Below are 15,376 nucleotides of genomic sequence, written 5' to 3' on the forward strand. Positions count from 1 at the left end.
ATATTCTGGCCATATCGAAAATAAATCTGAATTATCAGAAGGTTTATCATGAAAATACTCGTTGCCGGAGCGACAGGAAGTATTGGTCTTCATGTCGTGAATACCGCTATTGAAATGGGCCATCACCCCGTGGCGCTGGTCAGAAATAAGCACAAAGTAAAATGGCTTCCTCGTGGAACGGATGTTTTTTACGGCGATGTTTCCATGCCCGAAACCCTCACCGATTTACCGAAAGATATTGCTGCGGTCATCTTCACGCTCGGTTCCGATGGCCAGGGTCGTATTGGTGCCAGAGCGATAGATTACGGCGGTGTGCGTAACATTTTGCGCATCTTCAAGGATACCCCTGTTCGCATCAGCTTAATGACCACGATTGGCGTGACTGAACGGCTCAGCACCTGGAATCAACGTACTGAGGTTCATGACTGGAAAAGACGAGCCGAACGTCTGGTCAGGGCGAGCGGCCATCCCTACACCATCGTCAGGCCCGGTTGGTTTGATTACAACAAGGATGATGAGCACAGAATCGTTATGCTGCAGGGCGATCGACGCCATACGGGAACGCCGGAAGATGGCGTGATATCCCGAGAGCAAATCGCCCGGGTTCTGGTCAGCGCCCTGAGCAACGATGCGGCAAAAAATAAAACGTTCGAGCTGGTGGCAGAACGAGGGGAAGCGCAGCAGGATCTCACCCCTCTGTTTGCAGCTCTGCGGACGGATCATCGCCAAAAAAATGATGGGATTCTGGATATGGACAATATGCCCCTCAGTGAAGAGCCTGAGTGCATTATTCACGAGCTGAACTGTATTCCAGCTAAGCTAAAAACCTGACAATTTTGTCATATCGCGGTCAGCCTGATGACAGCTTAGATCGGTATATTTAACTATCAAGACGGAGGGCCTTCCTCCTGACAGAAGTCCAGTTTCAACCCTATTATTTAAAAGAGGTATAGAATATGAAAGCACGACTTATTACGCTATTGTTCATGGGATTTATTGCTGTGAATGCCGCATCTGCAGCTCAGGAACTTAATCATGCAGATGGCAAAGAAAAAATAGGTGTGGTCTCAGCCAGCAATGCCCTTACGCTTGATGAGTTATCGACTGCGCTTTCTCGTAAGGCCGATGAGCAAGGTGCCACGTCATTCAAAATCCTGTCCGCGACCGGAAATAACAGGCTACACGGAGTGGCTGAAATCTATAAATAAATCATTAGCATCCTGTAAAGGATGTTTCATAAACCTTTTATTATGAGCATCGATTTATGTTCAGAACAGAAGACATCATCGATGAGATAACCCAATGGATTGACTCAAATTTACACAAACCGCTGAGGATTGAGGATGTTGCTGCGCGGGCAGGATATTCCAGGTGGCATCTTCAGCGGGTTTTTGTACAGGTAAAAGCAGTGAGCCTGGGGAAATATATCAGAGATAAGAAACTCAGTCTGGCGGCAAAAGATCTTATTGAGACAGATGAACCCGTGATCAGCATAGCCTATAAATATGGATTTGACTCACAGCAGACCTTTACACGCATTTTTTCTAAAAATTATAAACTGCCACCATTAAGGTATCGACACGCTAAAAGAATAAAATAATAACAACGGCTTGAACCACGCAAGTTTTTTAATATCACGCAAACAGAAATTTATTCCAGCACCAGCAGCTGCAGGCCTTTTTACTCCAGCAGCGTCTTGTTCTGAACGAGGCTCATAACCTATGGTGCCAACGCGCCTCAGCCCATATATGTCCTAACCCATGAGCTGCACCTGTGATGAATCCGATATTCACTATCATGGTTTTCCCTCATGTGATGAGAATGTTACCAGGCTAATGGTCTGTCAGCGGGTTTGACTGAGAATAATACGGTCGAATATACGATCGCCCAGCCAGACGCGCATGCGAATGAGCATTTTTGCAAATTTACCGGCCGCATACCGCGTTCGCGGTTTACGGTTATAAACCGCACGTGACACCACTTCCGCAATGACCTCCGGAGAGCTGCCTGTCCCCTGCCCGTACGTTTTTTTTATCGACATGGCCACCATTTTCACCAGGTGGCCATAAGGCCCGCTGGCCGAACGTCTGACAATCGTGTCACTGGCGGCATCACCAAAACCTGTCTCTATCACGCCCGGCTCAACAATAACAACCTTGATCCCGAACTCAGCGACTTCCAGTCTGAGGCAGTCTGACCAGCCTTCCAGTGCATGTTTAGTTGCGTGGTACCAGGCCCCCAGAATGCTGTACATCTTTCCGCCCATGGAAGTGATATTGACAATATGCCCGGAGCGTCTGGCCCTCATCCCAGGGAGCAGCAACTGCGTGAGCCGTGCGGCACCGAACAGATTGACCTCAAACTGATAGCGCGCTTCTTCAATATCTATCTCTTCTACGGGCCCATAGAGGCCAAAACCGGCATTATTGACCAGTACATCAACACCTCCGGTCTGAGCCAGAATGGTCTCCACGCCGGAGACAATCTCCGCGTCGAGTGAAATATCCATCCGCAGAGGCTGTGCACCAAGACTGGCCAGGTCCGCCATCTTTTCAACATGACGGGCGGCAACGTACACCTGATAACCATCCTGAATCAGACGGCGAGCAATAGCCTTGCCCATACCTGATGAAGCGCCGGTGACCAGCGCGGTTTTCTTTTCCTGAGTAAACATAGACACCTCAATGAATGAACTGCGTCCAGTTTGCCTGAACAGATGACTTATCTATCTTGCGCTATGCGCCAGAGTGCTTGCTAAAGGTGCCATACGGCGCAGGAAGTGTGCTTTTATCAGATACACCGTAACGCCGACCTGATGAGCGGCAGTTTTTCGACGAGAGGTCGGTAACCCAGCAGCCATGCAGTTTCACGTTCTTCAGGCTCGTTAATACCCGCGGGTTTTACCGCCGGGTTCGCGGGAGGCAGCAACATCTGAATTCTGCAGATGAACGTCTTTTAGCCGACAACCTGAAAGACAGATCCTGGCGGGGCGTTCAATGCTACAGCAGGCGACGAGTAAACTGGCCATCAACAGCATGGCCAAATCTCGATAGGGTCTGCGCGCTGTCATTTCACGCTGACCCGGTTCCCGATTTGATCAACTGAACAGAAGACAGAACAACAACACCTTTACTGACGGGAACTTTTTGCGTCAGCGCCCGGGCAACAACCAGAGCCTTTACGGGTTTGTAAGCCCCAGGAAGAACGGGAGATAACAGCCGGGCTATCGGTATGGAGATTATCTCACCGAGGCGAACTGGCTGCCCCAGCCCGGAACGATAATCAAGTAGCAAAGAGGGGCGTGCAATGACCAGCGTGGTTAACGTCAAAGCTCTGAGCGCCTCTTCCAGTTCCCCCTTAACGCGGGTATAAAACATCGATGACTTGACGTTCGCTCCGCCAGCGCTGACCAGCCCAATACGGCTGGCCCCGGCCCGTATAGCTGCCTGTGCAACGGCCAGATTCGCGTTAAAATCCACTGCCCGGAACGCCGCCTTACTGCCGGCGACTTTCATGGTTGTCCCCAGAGCAAGGTAGGCCTCATCCACAGAAGGAAGCTGTGGCAATGAGGTAAAATCAACAATATGGACCTGCAACTTCGGATGGCTGACTCTGATTGGCTTACGACTCAGGACATGTATGCACGACACCCCCGGATCATTCTGCAGGAGTTGCAGTAACTGTCCACCGACCAGGCCTGTGGCACCTGCAAGTAATACCACTCGATTATTTTCTGGCATCGTTATGGTGTCTCTTTTAATTAAAACGCATGGCTTCCCTGACCGTTTCAGGGGTCTGGCCTGTCCAGGTCATAAACGCGCGGTAGAATGAATTAGGATCTTCAAAACCAAGCAGAAATGCGATTTCGTAACCGGATAAACTGGTGTTGCACAGATAGTGGCGTGCCAGATTTTCCCGGCAGGAATTGATGAGAGAGCGGAAATTCCCCCCCTCATTTTCAAGCCTGCGCTGCAGCGTGCGCTTACTCATCCCCAGGCGCGCTGCGGTTTTCTCAATGGTAGCGTCGTTACCCGGTAACAGCTCCAGAAGTACCGCACGCACGCGATCAGCGGTTGAAGCCGTTGCATCCAGCTGGCTGAGACGTCGTCTCAGCTCGGGCTCAAAAACCTGCCACATTCCTTCATTTAGCGTCAAAAAAGGCCGCAAAGCGTCAGCGGAGGAAAAGCTAATGGCCGGCGATTCACCATGCGCTATGGCGGTACCGAAGAATCGGGTAAAGTGGCCAGCCTGTGCTCCGGTGGGCAGCCGTGGGAGCTGGACTTTTAATGCTCTGATTGGTTCCCGTGTTGCAAGTCGCGCCAGTTGCAGTAAGAAAGCCAGTTCAGCTATCTGTAGCGACGTCGGGATGTTCGCGGATGACAACCATCGAGGTGAAACGGTCAGCATACCGTTATGATCGACTGCCGTCTCCAGTACCATTGGCGCGATGAGCTGCTTATATCTTGCCAGTCGCTGTACGGCCTGCACCATATTAGCGCTGCACAGTGCGGCGAAAAGCGGTGGATCGAATACTTCAGCCGAAACTTTTTCGACAAGAGGTAAGGGAAAAGCAGGATTACTCATTCCTGTTTCGATTGCATGCCACAAGCGAATGTATTCTTCTGCATCGAGGCCATTTTCAGCCCTGGAAAAGGTATCGTCTGGTAGCTGTGCTTTTCGCAATATATCTGGTGGCGTAAGCCCGACGTCTTTGAGCAATGTTCTCCAGCCAATATTGAGAGAAAAAGTACGGTTACGTGCCATTTTCTGGGTCCTGACGTGAATAATCTACCGGGATAGAGTTGATAGCATACCCTTGAAAACCTGAAGGCAGCATTCTGAATGCGCCATAATTGTGGCAAATTGCGCCATCATCAGTACGATAGGTTGGAAGACAAATTAAGGGCCATATGATAAGTACCTGCTTCTGGCTGCGGGTTCTGCGGGTCGATACAACGCAACTCTTAAACAAGAGGGACATGATTGTGCCTGGATCGGGGACGGTCAACCAGGCTGAAACTGACCTTGTGGCCGTATTGGGCGGGACGGGTGTCTTTTCCGAAGCCATTTGTTGCACCCTATATAAGGATAGACGACTCACTCTGTTTCTTACGAAATAGTCACCGCTGCAGGAAGGTTTTTTCGACTATCCAAGCCGTCGGCAGCGGCCGACCGGGCTTCGCCTTCTGATTTAGTTCGTACGGGAGGTCAGGCCCTTGAGAATGTGACCTCCCCCTCCAGACAGCGGTTCATACATAACGCTGTGTCATATTTTATCGCCCCGTAGCGGCTACCAGAAAATCAATCAGGGCCTTTACTCTTTTCGTTTTTCCCGCGTTTTTTGGGTAATAGAGATACACTGGCGGATAGGTTTTCCAGTAGCTCTCCATCACGGGTATAAATTGCTCCCGATCGGGCTGTAACCGCCAGATGGGTTCAAACAAGCGTCCAATCCCCAGCCCGTTGCGGATTCCGTCGGCCATAACCTCAATATCGTTGCTGATTAACTGCCCAGACATCTCGACGGTCAACTGCTCTCCGCGATCGTTCAGGATTAGCGGAAGGATGCGGTTGTTAGTGATAAAACGGTAACCGATCAGTTGATGATGACTGAGATCTGCCGGCGACCCAGGCGTCCCATGCCCGGCGAGATACGCCGAGGATGCATATAACCCTTCACGAAACGGTTTCATTAACGGCCGTGCAACTACCCCACCTTCCAGAATATCGCCAAAACGAATCCCCAGGTCAAAACGCTCTTCGATAATATTCACGGTACCGTCGAAAACCGAAATTTCCAGCTGTATACCCGGATATTGCTGACAGAACGCCGCCATTGCCGGTTTAAGAATTAACAGGTAGGCAAAACGCGAAAGCGTTATTCTCACCACACCAGAGGGCTCCTGGTTCTGGTCGCGAATGCTTTCCAGTGATTTTTCCAGCGAATCCACTGCGGCGGCGGTCTGCTCCAGCAACAGCTGTCCAGTTTCCGTCAACTCAATACGACGAGTCGTGCGCAAAAAAAGCGGATGGCCGATATGCTCTTCCAGCAACTTAAGCGCATTGCTGACGGATGGCGGCGTGATTTCAAGTTTCCTCGCGGCGGCCGAAATATTGCCTTCACGTGCAATACTCTGAAAGATGCGTATCTGATTATAAAGGGCGTTATTCATAGCACTTTCCTTAAGCATTCCCGGCATGATTATTAAGTACAGTCTAAATATGCTTAAGTCAATGACCCTCTAATCTCCCTGGAATTCGGCTTTTATACTCTAGTCTCTTTTCACAATGACCTGAGTTCAGGAGACTATGATGCGAATTTTATGTCTGGATATCCCCGCCGCTGGCGCATCGCTGGAAAAATATGCGCCACACCTTACCGCTGAAGCCTTGCACGCCTGGGGACTGTATAAATCCGGCTTCATCCGCGACATCTACTTTCGTCAGGACAGACCCGGGGTCGCTATTTTTCTTGAATGTGAGTCTGTCGATGAAGCAATGAGGATAATGGCCGAATTCCCGCTGGCAAAAGCGGGGTTATTAAGCTTCGAGTGCATTCCGCTTGGCTCCTTTATTAACTGGGAAAATCTCTTCGCCGCTGAATTTAGAAATCAAAAGTGAGATCTGATATGAAACCTGCTGATAAACCCGTGCTGTGTGTCGTTTCCAGCCATCCCATTAAAGGCGTATCTGGTGTACCGACCGGTTTCTTCCTGGCAGAGCTGACGCATCCGCTCAAAGTTCTGGAAGACGCCGGACTGAAAACGACGATCGCCAGCATTCGCGGGGGACAACCGCCGATCGATGGATTTGACCTCAGCGATCCGGTCAATGCCTGGTTCTGGAACGAAACCGATTTTCAGCAGCGCCTGGCGTCGACGCCTGCGTTATCTGAGCTGAACGGAGCCAATTACAGCGCCGTTTTCTTTGCAGGCGGGCATGGCACCATGTGGGATTTCCGCGACAGCCCGGATGCCCAGCGCATCATCCGCGAAGTGTATGAAAGTCATGGGATTGTCTCAGCCGTCTGCCACGGGCCTGCGGCACTGGTTGACGCGAAACTCAGTCGCGGGGAATACCTGGTAAAAGGGAAAAACGTAGCTGCCTTTACCAATAATTGACCGCCGCCATGAAAAGAGTGGGGGCAGAGAGGAATGCCAGCGTTGCACAAATAGCCATCGCGTGGGCTCTCGCGAAAGGTACTCTTCCACTCATTGGGGCGACTAAAGTCCATCACGTTCTGGATGCGGCTGGCGCTGCTGACATTCGCCAGCACGAAGAGGAAATCTCCTTACTGGAACAGCTTGCCGCAGAGACCGGCGTGGATACGCGCGGGGCCTGGGAAAAACCGATGGTTTAAACAACACCCAGACCGTCTGGCATGAATAACGCGCATGAACGAACTGCAGTTGAGCGATTACCACGTGGTTCACCGTGTTCATAGTGGAGGAACGCGATTTGATGCCAGAGTCGATTATTAGATTTTGCCTAAAAGTGATTGAGTCTTTACTGCTCTAAAAAAAATAATACTGTAACTCTATACTGGGCTAAATATCGATCAACACTGTTTAACCTATTGAAATGAAAAATATCCTTATTGTTTCCGGACATCCAGCGCTTATCCATTCCGTCGCCAACGCCACCATACTTGACGAGGTGGCCACCGCCCTGCCCGACGCTGAAATTCGTCGTCTGGACTGGCTCTATCCGGACGGCAAATTCAACATCGCTGCGGAGCAGGAAAGTCTGCTCAAGGCCGATGTGATTGTCTGGCAGTTCCCTTTTTCCTGGTATGGGCTCCCGGGGTTGATGAAACAGTGGCTGGACGAGGTCTTTATTCACGGCTTCGCGCATGGCTCAACGGCGAAACTGGGCGGTAAAAAGTTGCTCCTCTCCTTCACAACGGGGGCTCCACAGGAGCTGTATACCGCTGACGGTTTCTTTAGCCACACCATTGAGGAGTACCTCATTCCGTTCAAGACAACGGCAAGGCTATGCAATCTTGACATGCTGTCACCGGTTTATACCTGCGGTATCAGCTACGCCGACAGGGATGCCGAGAAAATCACCCGGCAAAAAATCCTTGCCCGGGAGCACGCTTCAAGGCTTATCGATCGGCTCAAGGTCATCCGTAAATAATCCGGAGGGAGAATAACGATGCAGTATATCCGGCTCGGTAAAAGTGACTTACGGCATCAGGTGTCCATGGCGGAAATCTCACTCGCCTGGCTGCTGACAAAAGTCACATCCCCTGTCGTAGGGGCGACGAAAAAAGATCATGTCGACGGCGCGGTAAATGCCGTGAACCTTCAACTGAGCCCGGAGGAGATCCGGTTTCTGGAAGATACCTATCAGCCGCACGTTCTGACGGGGCTCATGGCGCAAAACGCACCACGAACGAAAGACGTTAAGCAGGTCTGGACGCGGTAGTCTTTATTCACCGTTATGAGATGCCATTCGGAGGAATAGATGATTCTCAAAACAGCGGTAGAGAGCGCCAGTCGCAATCGGGTGCCTTCCCGTCAACATCAGTTGATCGGGCATCTTAAACAGTCATTGACCGAAACGTACACATAAATTTCAGTAAAAGGATTGTCGTGAACAATAGTCTCATGCTTTTAATTTGCATGCTAATAAGCAGCCCTGTCCTGGCAAAAAATCCGGACACACCGGTGATGAATATCTTTGAGATTAGCATCAGGCCCGATCGGGACAGGCATTTTGATGAGGTTGCCAGACAAACGATTTCTGCCTCGGTTGATGATGAAGCAGGCACGCTGGCGATGTACGCCCTGAAACACAGTGACAATGCGCGTCAGGCATACATGGTCGAACTCTACGAAAACGATAGTGCCTATCGCAAACATCTGGATGCCGAACCGTACAAGGCATTCGCGGCCCGCGCGCCGGATATTATTGAGCAGAAACAGAAAATCACGCTGACGCCACAGTTTCTGGGTGATAAGCGCATCGTACAGAGTGAGCGAACCATCAATAATCTGGTGGTTGTCGAGGTAAAACCTGAATTTCAGGCGGCGTTCAAAAATATCGTCTTTCCCGAAATGGTGGAATCACTCCGGGTTGAGAAGGGAGTGCTTGCCATGTATGCCGCGACAGATATGAAAAATATTCATCGCTGGTATTTCTATGAGATTTACGCCAGTGACGAAGATTATCAACTGCACAGACAAACGCCGCACTTCAAGGATTATCTCACTCAGACGGCACATATGTGCGCCAGTAAGGAAATGATTCCTGTCAAACCAGTATTTCTGCGTAACAAAGGCGAAATCAAATCAGTAGATCAGTACTTATCCATCCGTACCGTTGACCAACGCGGATGAACATTAAACGCGTGATTACAGCGGCGGCCATGTCGCGCGAGCTTTGTGATTTTACTACCGCAAACGAAATAAGAGGTGAAGCTATGATGAAAAAAATTGAGCCCTCAGTCCTCCCGGAAACTGACATTCAGTCTGTCTCACCAGCGTTGGCGCGCTTTGGCCACGAAGCGATTACAAACGGTCTCTGGAATCGCGGTACCCTTTCTCTGCGGGACCGCAGCATAGTGACTATCGCCATGCTCATTGCCCGTAACCAGTCTGACGAGCTGAAACACTATCTAGACGTTGCACTCGATAGTGGCGTTACGCCAGCTGAGGTGTCAGAGATCATTACCCATCTGGCGTTCTACGCCGGCTGGCCCAATGCGATGTCGGCAGTCAGTGTCGCCAAAGCGATTTTTGAGCGCCGTAGTGTTACGGTGGATGCCCTTCCCGAAGCCGCTCCTGTTTTGCTTCCCCTCAACCAGGAGGCAGAAAAACAGCGCTCAGAAACAGTTGAAAAACATGTGGGCCCCATATCTCCCGGTCTGGTTAAATTCACTGCTGATCCATTATTCCTGGATCTCTGGCAAAGACCTGCACTTAAGCCCCGCGACAGAAGTCTGATTACAGTCAGCGCGTTAATCGCATCCGGACAGAGCGCACAGATTGGTTATCACCTTAACAGAGCGATGGATAATGGACTTTCAGCTGAAGAAGCGGGAGAAATAGTTACCCAGGCAGCGTTCTACGCCGGCTGGCCAAACGCATTTACCGCTGCCCCCGTTGTCGGTGAGGTATTACGTCATCGCTTATCCAACAAAGGGGAAAACCGACAGGAAGGGAAAGAGTAGTGACTCCATCCATCTCTTTTGGTATCAGGCGACTTCATGCCTCTTCCCTCAGAAAAAGCACAGAGATAACCATGGTATGACACCTTAATCCGCCCGCGGAAGATTATCTCACTGTGATATCAGCAACCTCCTCCCCTGGCCCACAGCAGACAGCGCCAGGAAACATGCCGTTTTACTGGCGCAAGGAGCGGACCTGCAGGAGAGACTCACGACTTAATCAGGATAAATATTGTGCGGATTGCGCCGCAAATTGCCCATCACGATCTCTTTAGGTGGTAGGGTGATATTCTGTCGTTAAATGAGGGAAGCAAATGATTGTAAGGACCTGGCACGGTTGTGTCCCGCTTAAACACGCAGAAGGTTTTGCGAATCATCTTCAGCGGACAGGCGTGGAACACGCAAGGAGTATCGAGGGGAACAGAGGCGCCTTTGTGCGCAGGGAGACTCAGGGCGACCGGGAGCACTTCTTTCTGGCGACTTACTGGCAGGATTTACCGTCGGTGAAAGCATTTGCTGGAGAAAACTATCAGGTCGCAGTTACTTATCCAGATGACGAAGAATTTGAGCTCCTTTCCGACCCCTACGTCTTTCAGCATGTTGTAGAAGCTATTTCACCGCTTTAACGCCATTTCCGGGGCCCCCTTATCGGTCACCCGGAATGGTCGTAACCTTGCAAAAATTCTCCTTCTCAGCGTTCGCTTCTGGCACAAGCTGACAGGTAATGACCGGAGGAGTATCACTTAACCGTGAGCAGGTCGGCATAGCGCGTGGTGTATCTCGGCGAAAGCATTTCCCGTTTCATCCGCCACTGCGGCTGGATACCCTGTCCGGCGAAATAAAGCGTTTCGCGCCCCTCTTTCGCATTCAGACGATCCAACACCTCCATCAGCTTCTGGCTGTTGTGTCGCGGCGCATTTTCATCGAACAGGTTAAGCTGCGCCACCCCCTGACTATAAAAGTCACCCAGCATAACCCCCCCTTTCTGATACCGCTGACCATCTTTCCAGATGGCATCCAGGCAGCGCATCGCCGCGCCGATAATATCCCGGCTGTCCTGGGTGGGGGTCAGCAGCTTTACCGATGCGCTGTTGCTGTAATACGGCTCGTTGTGCGCAAATGGCGAGGTTTTAACAAACGCGGAGATAAAGCGGCAATATTGATGCTCGCTACGCAGTTTCTCCGCAGCCCGTGTGGCATAGCTGCAAATAGCCTGCCGCATCTCCTCATATTCCACGATGTAGTGGCTGAAGGACCGGGAGCAGATAATCTCCTGTTTGATCGGAGCAAATTCTTCCAGTTCAAGACATGGCTCGCCGCGGAGTTCACGCACGGTTCTCTCCAGCACAACGTTGAAATGCTTTCTGATAAACCGAATATCGGTGTCTGCCAGCTGCAGGACGGTCCTGATGCCCAGCCCTTCCAGTTTTTTCGCAATCCGCCGACCTACGCCCCAGACGTCACCGACATTTAATGCCGCCATGAGCCTCCGCTGACGCGCAATATTTGACAGATCGACTACCCCTCCGGTCTGCCGTTGCCATTTTTTGGCCGCATAGTTCGCCAGTTTGGCCAGGGTTTTGGTCTGAGCGATCCCCACCCCAACCGTCAGATGCGTACGTTGCAAAACCGTGGCTCTGATTTCGCGCCCAAACTCCGTCAGATCGCGACAGTTGCGCACGCCGGTGAGGTCACAAAAAATCTCATCAATAGAGTATATTTCGCAGCGGGGAGACATCTCCTCGATCGTGGTCATCACCCGATTGGACATATCCGCATAGAGTTCATAGTTGCTACTGAAGCAAACCACCCGGTGACGCCTGAAGAGATCCTTCAGTTTGAAGTACGGTTCACCGGTTTTCACCAGCGATTGCGCTTCGGCAGAACGCGCAATAACGCATCCGTCGTTATTGGATAACACCACCACGGGCCGCCCCTTCAGGTCCGGGCGAAAAACGGTTTCACACGAGGCATAAAACGAATTCACATCGCACAGCGCAAACATGATCAGCTCACAGACTTCACGATGTAGGTCACCACCCCGAAAATATCCAGACGATCTTCGCGGCCAATCACAATCGGTGAATAGGCGCTGTTTTCAGGCTTAAGCATCGCAACGGGATGCAGTTGCAGGCGCTTAACGGTAAATTCGCCATCGACCGCGGCAATAACGATATGGCCATGCTCAGCCTTACGGGAGCTATCCACCACCAGCAAATCCCCTTCGCCAATTCCGGCGTCGATCATTGAATCGCCGGTGGATTTCACAAAATAGGTCGCGCTCGGGTGCTGAATCATCAGTTCATTCAGGTCAATACGCCGCTCGACATAATCCTGTGCCGGACTCGGAAAGCCGCATGGCACAAGATCGCTGAACAAAGGCAACGCCACGATCTGGCGTAGGTCGGCAGGTGTGAAAAACCGCATGATAATCACCATCAAAAATACTGTATACACATACAGTGTTATCGATCGATGAAAGAAATCAAGGGCTGCCTGCGTGCTAACGGAGTACTGGCGGCGTATCCCTCTGATTTCATGACGACTCTTTGTGCTTATAAGGCAAGGCTCTGGTCTGCAGGGCAAGGCAGCGAGAAAAGGCGGACGATAAAGCAAAAGCTACGGTCACCGACCGGCACGATAAGAGATATCACTCGCCAGATGCCCACCACAAACACGAGCGCTGGCAGAAGAAGTGACCAGAAAATTGGCAAAGAGTAAGTCTCATCTCTGGAAATTTGCGCCGATTGGGAGGAGGATAGTCTCTGTGCAACCGACCGTTATGGGCCATCGCTATCCCCACCATATCGGCGATGTATCCGACATACTGAACTGGAGATTCTTATGTATTACACGTTAGGAGATACCACCCTCCACTTTTATCGCTATCAGTGCCGATTCTACGTCGCCCATTGGGACGGCGGTAATGTCATGAGCGATAAGTTCAAGCAGTTCATTGAGTTGATTACCGAAAAAACGGGTATTGATTCAAAGCGCGTCGAAGCCGTTGCGCGGGACTACTTCAATAACGTGGATTGACGCCGGTCGGAATCCGCACAGGTTTTTATTTCTCATTCGGGCACAGCAGTCCGGTGAGCGTTTATGGATGAACAGCCCGTCGTTACCCGCTCACGGAGGGCTGTCACGCGCGATCCGCGCGCGTATTGTGCTAAACAGGCCTCTTCAGCAGGTCTCTCGCGAGACCTGCTGCCTCATGTTTCACTAAAGCTCCCGCCACGCCGCCCGCTTGCTATTTCCAGTGAGTTATTAATCAGATATCGCCTGCTACCGGCCTCTTTTTCCTGCTTATCTGCCTCACAGGCCAACCGCAGCGTATCCGATGTTTTTGAGCGAAAAATCCATTATCAATAACCATATAATGCTACGCCATCGCGGCATGATTGGCACAAAATCTCGCACTAACGGCATAAACAGAATTAAAAAAACTTTTTTCACATTCCATTAAAATATTTAGTTAGGATTTTTCTTAATCCTGGAGTAGATTCGCTTTCATAAAAGCAAGAATATCCATGAACTTCTCGGGGACTAAACCACATGGCAAACTTATTCTTTTTAGTATTAGCTATAGTACTGCTTCTGGTTGCTGTTTTTTCTCTCGTTTCCTATATCAAGGACAGAAAAAAGCAGCAGTTTACGTTCAAAAAAAGGCGTTAATAACAAACCACCACTGGAGAGGCACGCATCGGTGAACTTTCTAAAATGAATTTATCTTAATGTTCGATAGTCTGACATGGCCCGTTTAACGCGAGATCGCGTCAAAAGGTTGACGTCGCTTTAAACGCACAGGTCATGAGTTTTAGCCATATTACGCATAAGCAAATCCAATTAATAATATTGCATTAATAAGATTTTAATTTCTCGTGGGTTACTCAAGAGGGTGATTCGACGGCCTTATCAACATCGAAGGACGATTGATACTGACAGGTCGTGCCGCGAAATTAAAATGCTGTTTGCCCTCTCGGTGGTCTGCTGCTGGCCACCCGAGTTCATCCGCCGGTGTCATCCCTCCGCATCCTTCTCCCACAAATCGTCTGCGAACGTCAGGTCATCTCATACTCGGTGCCATCAGGGCAATGGTTCCTCTCGCCAGCCATCGAAATCCGTTGATTCTCATCGCTATCCCGCAATAAAAAGTAACAATTAAGCCCCTACCCTGAATAATTTCGCTCGAGTAATATCACTCTGCCAAATAATTTGATTTGTTATATTACATAAATATTACAATCGTTAAATTTTATTGTTTTTTATTGTATTTAACCATTAAGGATGACGGGAAGGATGGAACTGCCAGACCTGCTAAGCCAGATCTTTGACCGTGTACGGCGCGATTTGGATTTTTCTTTATTTTTATCAGCATTACAACAAAACAATGTCGCGTATTACATCTACTACCTTCCTACTGGAAATATTAAATTCGTAACAAATACAGATGAAGTTGTATCTATGAAAAGCAACCGGGATCTGTTGATCGTGAGTACCAAAATCAATCTTGCCAAAATAAAATTAGCGGCAAAAAAGCATTTCGCCGGGGAGTCCGGCTACGATGAGTTTTGCATCGCTCTGGCTGGCTCTGGCGTGTTCAAATGGGTCACCGATCTGAATGATAAAAAACGCCGCTACTGGTCGGTCGATAACATTCTTTTGTATGTCGACGATATCACCTGCCCGGAGAATGCGCTGTAGACGTTGAGTGAACTCCTGCACGCCCACAAAAATGCGATAACCAAAGATACTTGCAGCCCCTGTCAGTACGCCTGCAGGGGTACAGTGAGCGGCCATTTTCCGCTATCAGTCAGCGAAATCATCGCCGCATACGCCACAGAACCAGGAGCGTCTTTGAGCTTCCCGCCCGACGGGAGAGGCTCTGTCGGATTAAGGGAAGGGAGATGCCCTCCGGCGGCGGGATAGCAAAACAGCGCGGCCAAATTCACTCAGGTCGCTCTGACCTTACCGCAGCGTGGTCAGCCTGAAATGATGCGATTAATCTGTCGATTCTCTCTCCTTTATCATGAGAAAGAGCATGGTGTTCGCGACACCATCCGCGACGTCATAGAACATCCCTTTTTTCCAGGCCCCGGCGCGATCAATTCTCCCCTGCTGCATCGAGTGGAGTGGGTTCCGACATATTTATCACCGATGCTATTTCACACTCTGACATCATTGTTACCCGCAGTAATAACC

At 50.3% G+C, this 15,376-nt stretch carries 17 protein-coding genes and 4 pseudogenes; 15 read left to right on the plus strand and 6 right to left on the minus strand.

The features are described from left to right. Positions 1-48 precede the first annotated feature (48 nt). The 3 genes from OQV00_RS14640 to OQV00_RS14650 all read left to right on the plus strand — a co-directional run bounded on the left by OQV00_RS14640 (position 49) and on the right by OQV00_RS14650 (position 1,600). The gene (locus tag OQV00_RS14640) at positions 49-831 is read left to right on the plus strand and encodes an SDR family oxidoreductase (protein WP_032717314.1); all 783 of its coding nucleotides are present in this window, start codon (positions 49-51) and stop codon (positions 829-831) included. Between the two features lie 125 nt (positions 832-956). Beyond that, positions 957-1,208: a YdgH/BhsA/McbA family protein gene (locus OQV00_RS14645; RefSeq protein ID WP_015584531.1), complete on the plus strand. Its 252-nt coding sequence runs from the start codon at positions 957-959 to the stop codon at positions 1,206-1,208. A gap of 56 nt (positions 1,209-1,264) precedes the next feature. Beyond that, entirely contained in the window at positions 1,265-1,600 is a 336-nt protein-coding gene (locus tag OQV00_RS14650) for a helix-turn-helix domain-containing protein (RefSeq protein WP_015584532.1), read from the plus strand. 243 nt (positions 1,601-1,843) lie between these two features. On the opposite strand, the gene OQV00_RS14655 is transcribed toward OQV00_RS14650, so the two are convergent. From OQV00_RS14655 to OQV00_RS14665, 3 genes are all read right to left on the minus strand, one after another. Next, positions 1,844-2,674 carry an oxidoreductase gene (locus OQV00_RS14655; protein ID WP_015584533.1) on the minus strand — a complete coding sequence of 277 codons (831 nt, stop codon included), beginning with the start codon at positions 2,672-2,674 and terminating at the stop codon, positions 1,844-1,846. Between the two features lie 397 nt (positions 2,675-3,071). Continuing rightward, positions 3,072-3,740 (minus strand): Rossmann-fold NAD(P)-binding domain-containing protein, encoded by a 669-nt coding sequence (locus OQV00_RS14660; protein WP_048024399.1) that lies wholly within the window; start codon positions 3,738-3,740, stop codon positions 3,072-3,074. Between the two features lie 16 nt (positions 3,741-3,756). Beyond that, complete coding sequence (locus tag OQV00_RS14665) at positions 3,757-4,764, minus strand: AraC family transcriptional regulator (RefSeq protein WP_032717311.1); 1,008 nt, start codon at positions 4,762-4,764, stop codon at positions 3,757-3,759. Positions 4,765-4,985: 221 nt separating this feature from the next. On the opposite strand from OQV00_RS14665, the pseudogene OQV00_RS14670 reads away from it, so the two are divergent. Next, positions 4,986-5,195: pseudogene (locus OQV00_RS14670) on the plus strand (LysR family transcriptional regulator); the annotation flags it as partial. Between the two features lie 78 nt (positions 5,196-5,273). Here OQV00_RS14670 and OQV00_RS14675 read toward each other — a convergent pair. After that, the gene (locus tag OQV00_RS14675; RefSeq protein ID WP_032717309.1) at positions 5,274-6,173 is read right to left on the minus strand and encodes a LysR family transcriptional regulator; all 900 of its coding nucleotides are present in this window, start codon (positions 6,171-6,173) and stop codon (positions 5,274-5,276) included. Positions 6,174-6,312: 139 nt separating this feature from the next. On the opposite strand from OQV00_RS14675, the gene OQV00_RS14680 reads away from it, so the two are divergent. From OQV00_RS14680 to OQV00_RS14715, 8 genes and pseudogenes are all read left to right on the plus strand, one after another. Then, entirely contained in the window at positions 6,313-6,621 is a 309-nt protein-coding gene (locus OQV00_RS14680) for a hypothetical protein (protein ID WP_015584537.1), read from the plus strand. 8 nt (positions 6,622-6,629) lie between these two features. Further along, positions 6,630-7,115: pseudogene (locus OQV00_RS14685) on the plus strand (type 1 glutamine amidotransferase domain-containing protein); the annotation flags it as partial. A 2-nt stretch (positions 7,116-7,117) separates the two neighbouring features. Next, positions 7,118-7,360 (plus strand): annotated as a pseudogene (locus OQV00_RS14690) (aldo/keto reductase); the annotation flags it as partial. A 221-nt stretch (positions 7,361-7,581) separates the two neighbouring features. Then, complete coding sequence (locus OQV00_RS14695) at positions 7,582-8,139, plus strand: NAD(P)H-dependent oxidoreductase (RefSeq protein WP_015584540.1); 558 nt, start codon at positions 7,582-7,584, stop codon at positions 8,137-8,139. Between the two features lie 51 nt (positions 8,140-8,190). After that, a pseudogene (locus tag OQV00_RS14700) lies at positions 8,191-8,430 on the plus strand (aldo/keto reductase); the annotation flags it as partial. A gap of 197 nt (positions 8,431-8,627) precedes the next feature. Continuing rightward, entirely contained in the window at positions 8,628-9,344 is a 717-nt protein-coding gene (locus tag OQV00_RS14705) for an antibiotic biosynthesis monooxygenase (RefSeq protein ID WP_044023541.1), read from the plus strand. A gap of 2 nt (positions 9,345-9,346) precedes the next feature. Beyond that, positions 9,347-10,177 (plus strand): carboxymuconolactone decarboxylase family protein, encoded by an 831-nt coding sequence (locus OQV00_RS14710; protein ID WP_048024568.1) that lies wholly within the window; start codon positions 9,347-9,349, stop codon positions 10,175-10,177. A gap of 311 nt (positions 10,178-10,488) precedes the next feature. Beyond that, the gene (locus tag OQV00_RS14715) at positions 10,489-10,800 is read left to right on the plus strand and encodes a hypothetical protein (protein ID WP_015584544.1); all 312 of its coding nucleotides are present in this window, start codon (positions 10,489-10,491) and stop codon (positions 10,798-10,800) included. Positions 10,801-10,913: 113 nt separating this feature from the next. Here OQV00_RS14715 and OQV00_RS14720 read toward each other — a convergent pair whose 3' ends face one another. Both OQV00_RS14720 and OQV00_RS14725 read right to left on the minus strand, forming a co-directional pair. After that, positions 10,914-12,179 (minus strand): Y-family DNA polymerase, encoded by a 1,266-nt coding sequence (locus OQV00_RS14720; protein ID WP_032717305.1) that lies wholly within the window; start codon positions 12,177-12,179, stop codon positions 10,914-10,916. Positions 12,180-12,181: 2 nt separating this feature from the next. Next, positions 12,182-12,601 (minus strand): translesion error-prone DNA polymerase V autoproteolytic subunit, encoded by a 420-nt coding sequence (locus OQV00_RS14725; protein WP_015584546.1) that lies wholly within the window; start codon positions 12,599-12,601, stop codon positions 12,182-12,184. A gap of 417 nt (positions 12,602-13,018) precedes the next feature. On the opposite strand from OQV00_RS14725, the gene OQV00_RS14730 reads away from it, so the two are divergent. The 3 genes from OQV00_RS14730 to OQV00_RS14740 all read left to right on the plus strand — a co-directional run bounded on the left by OQV00_RS14730 (position 13,019) and on the right by OQV00_RS14740 (position 14,878). Beyond that, entirely contained in the window at positions 13,019-13,213 is a 195-nt protein-coding gene (locus OQV00_RS14730) for a hypothetical protein (RefSeq protein WP_015584548.1), read from the plus strand. Between the two features lie 516 nt (positions 13,214-13,729). Beyond that, entirely contained in the window at positions 13,730-13,849 is a 120-nt protein-coding gene (locus OQV00_RS14735; RefSeq protein WP_137056547.1) for a small membrane protein, read from the plus strand. A 624-nt stretch (positions 13,850-14,473) separates the two neighbouring features. Next, complete coding sequence (locus tag OQV00_RS14740) at positions 14,474-14,878, plus strand: DUF1398 domain-containing protein (protein ID WP_069476013.1); 405 nt, start codon at positions 14,474-14,476, stop codon at positions 14,876-14,878. The last annotated feature ends 498 nt before the right edge of the window (positions 14,879-15,376 follow it).

This window comes from Klebsiella sp. DY2415, from assembly GCF_026314315.1.
In the GTDB taxonomy this organism is placed as follows: domain Bacteria; phylum Pseudomonadota; class Gammaproteobacteria; order Enterobacterales; family Enterobacteriaceae; genus Klebsiella; species Klebsiella ornithinolytica.

What these genes read in the sequence shown, in the direction of transcription:
- OQV00_RS14640 (WP_032717314.1), top strand. Translation starts at nt 49, where the DNA reads ATGAAAATACTCGTTGCCGGAGCGACAGGAAGTATTGGTCTTCATGTC.
- OQV00_RS14645 (WP_015584531.1), top strand. Translation starts at nt 957, where the DNA reads ATGAAAGCACGACTTATTACGCTATTGTTCATGGGATTTATTGCTGTG.
- OQV00_RS14650 (WP_015584532.1), top strand. Translation starts at nt 1,265, where the DNA reads ATGTTCAGAACAGAAGACATCATCGATGAGATAACCCAATGGATTGAC.
- OQV00_RS14655 (WP_015584533.1), bottom strand. Translation starts at nt 2,674, where the DNA reads ATGTTTACTCAGGAAAAGAAAACCGCGCTGGTCACCGGCGCTTCATCA.
- OQV00_RS14660 (WP_048024399.1), bottom strand. Translation starts at nt 3,740, where the DNA reads ATGCCAGAAAATAATCGAGTGGTATTACTTGCAGGTGCCACAGGCCTG.
- OQV00_RS14665 (WP_032717311.1), bottom strand. Translation starts at nt 4,764, where the DNA reads ATGGCACGTAACCGTACTTTTTCTCTCAATATTGGCTGGAGAACATTG.
- OQV00_RS14675 (WP_032717309.1), bottom strand. Translation starts at nt 6,173, where the DNA reads ATGAATAACGCCCTTTATAATCAGATACGCATCTTTCAGAGTATTGCA.
- OQV00_RS14680 (WP_015584537.1), top strand. Translation starts at nt 6,313, where the DNA reads ATGCGAATTTTATGTCTGGATATCCCCGCCGCTGGCGCATCGCTGGAA.
- OQV00_RS14695 (WP_015584540.1), top strand. Translation starts at nt 7,582, where the DNA reads ATGAAAAATATCCTTATTGTTTCCGGACATCCAGCGCTTATCCATTCC.
- OQV00_RS14705 (WP_044023541.1), top strand. Translation starts at nt 8,628, where the DNA reads ATGCTAATAAGCAGCCCTGTCCTGGCAAAAAATCCGGACACACCGGTG.
- OQV00_RS14715 (WP_015584544.1), top strand. Translation starts at nt 10,489, where the DNA reads ATGATTGTAAGGACCTGGCACGGTTGTGTCCCGCTTAAACACGCAGAA.
- OQV00_RS14720 (WP_032717305.1), bottom strand. Translation starts at nt 12,179, where the DNA reads ATGTTTGCGCTGTGCGATGTGAATTCGTTTTATGCCTCGTGTGAAACC.
- OQV00_RS14725 (WP_015584546.1), bottom strand. Translation starts at nt 12,601, where the DNA reads ATGCGGTTTTTCACACCTGCCGACCTACGCCAGATCGTGGCGTTGCCT.
- OQV00_RS14730 (WP_015584548.1), top strand. Translation starts at nt 13,019, where the DNA reads ATGTATTACACGTTAGGAGATACCACCCTCCACTTTTATCGCTATCAG.
- OQV00_RS14735 (WP_137056547.1), top strand. Translation starts at nt 13,730, where the DNA reads ATGGCAAACTTATTCTTTTTAGTATTAGCTATAGTACTGCTTCTGGTT.
- OQV00_RS14740 (WP_069476013.1), top strand. Translation starts at nt 14,474, where the DNA reads ATGGAACTGCCAGACCTGCTAAGCCAGATCTTTGACCGTGTACGGCGC.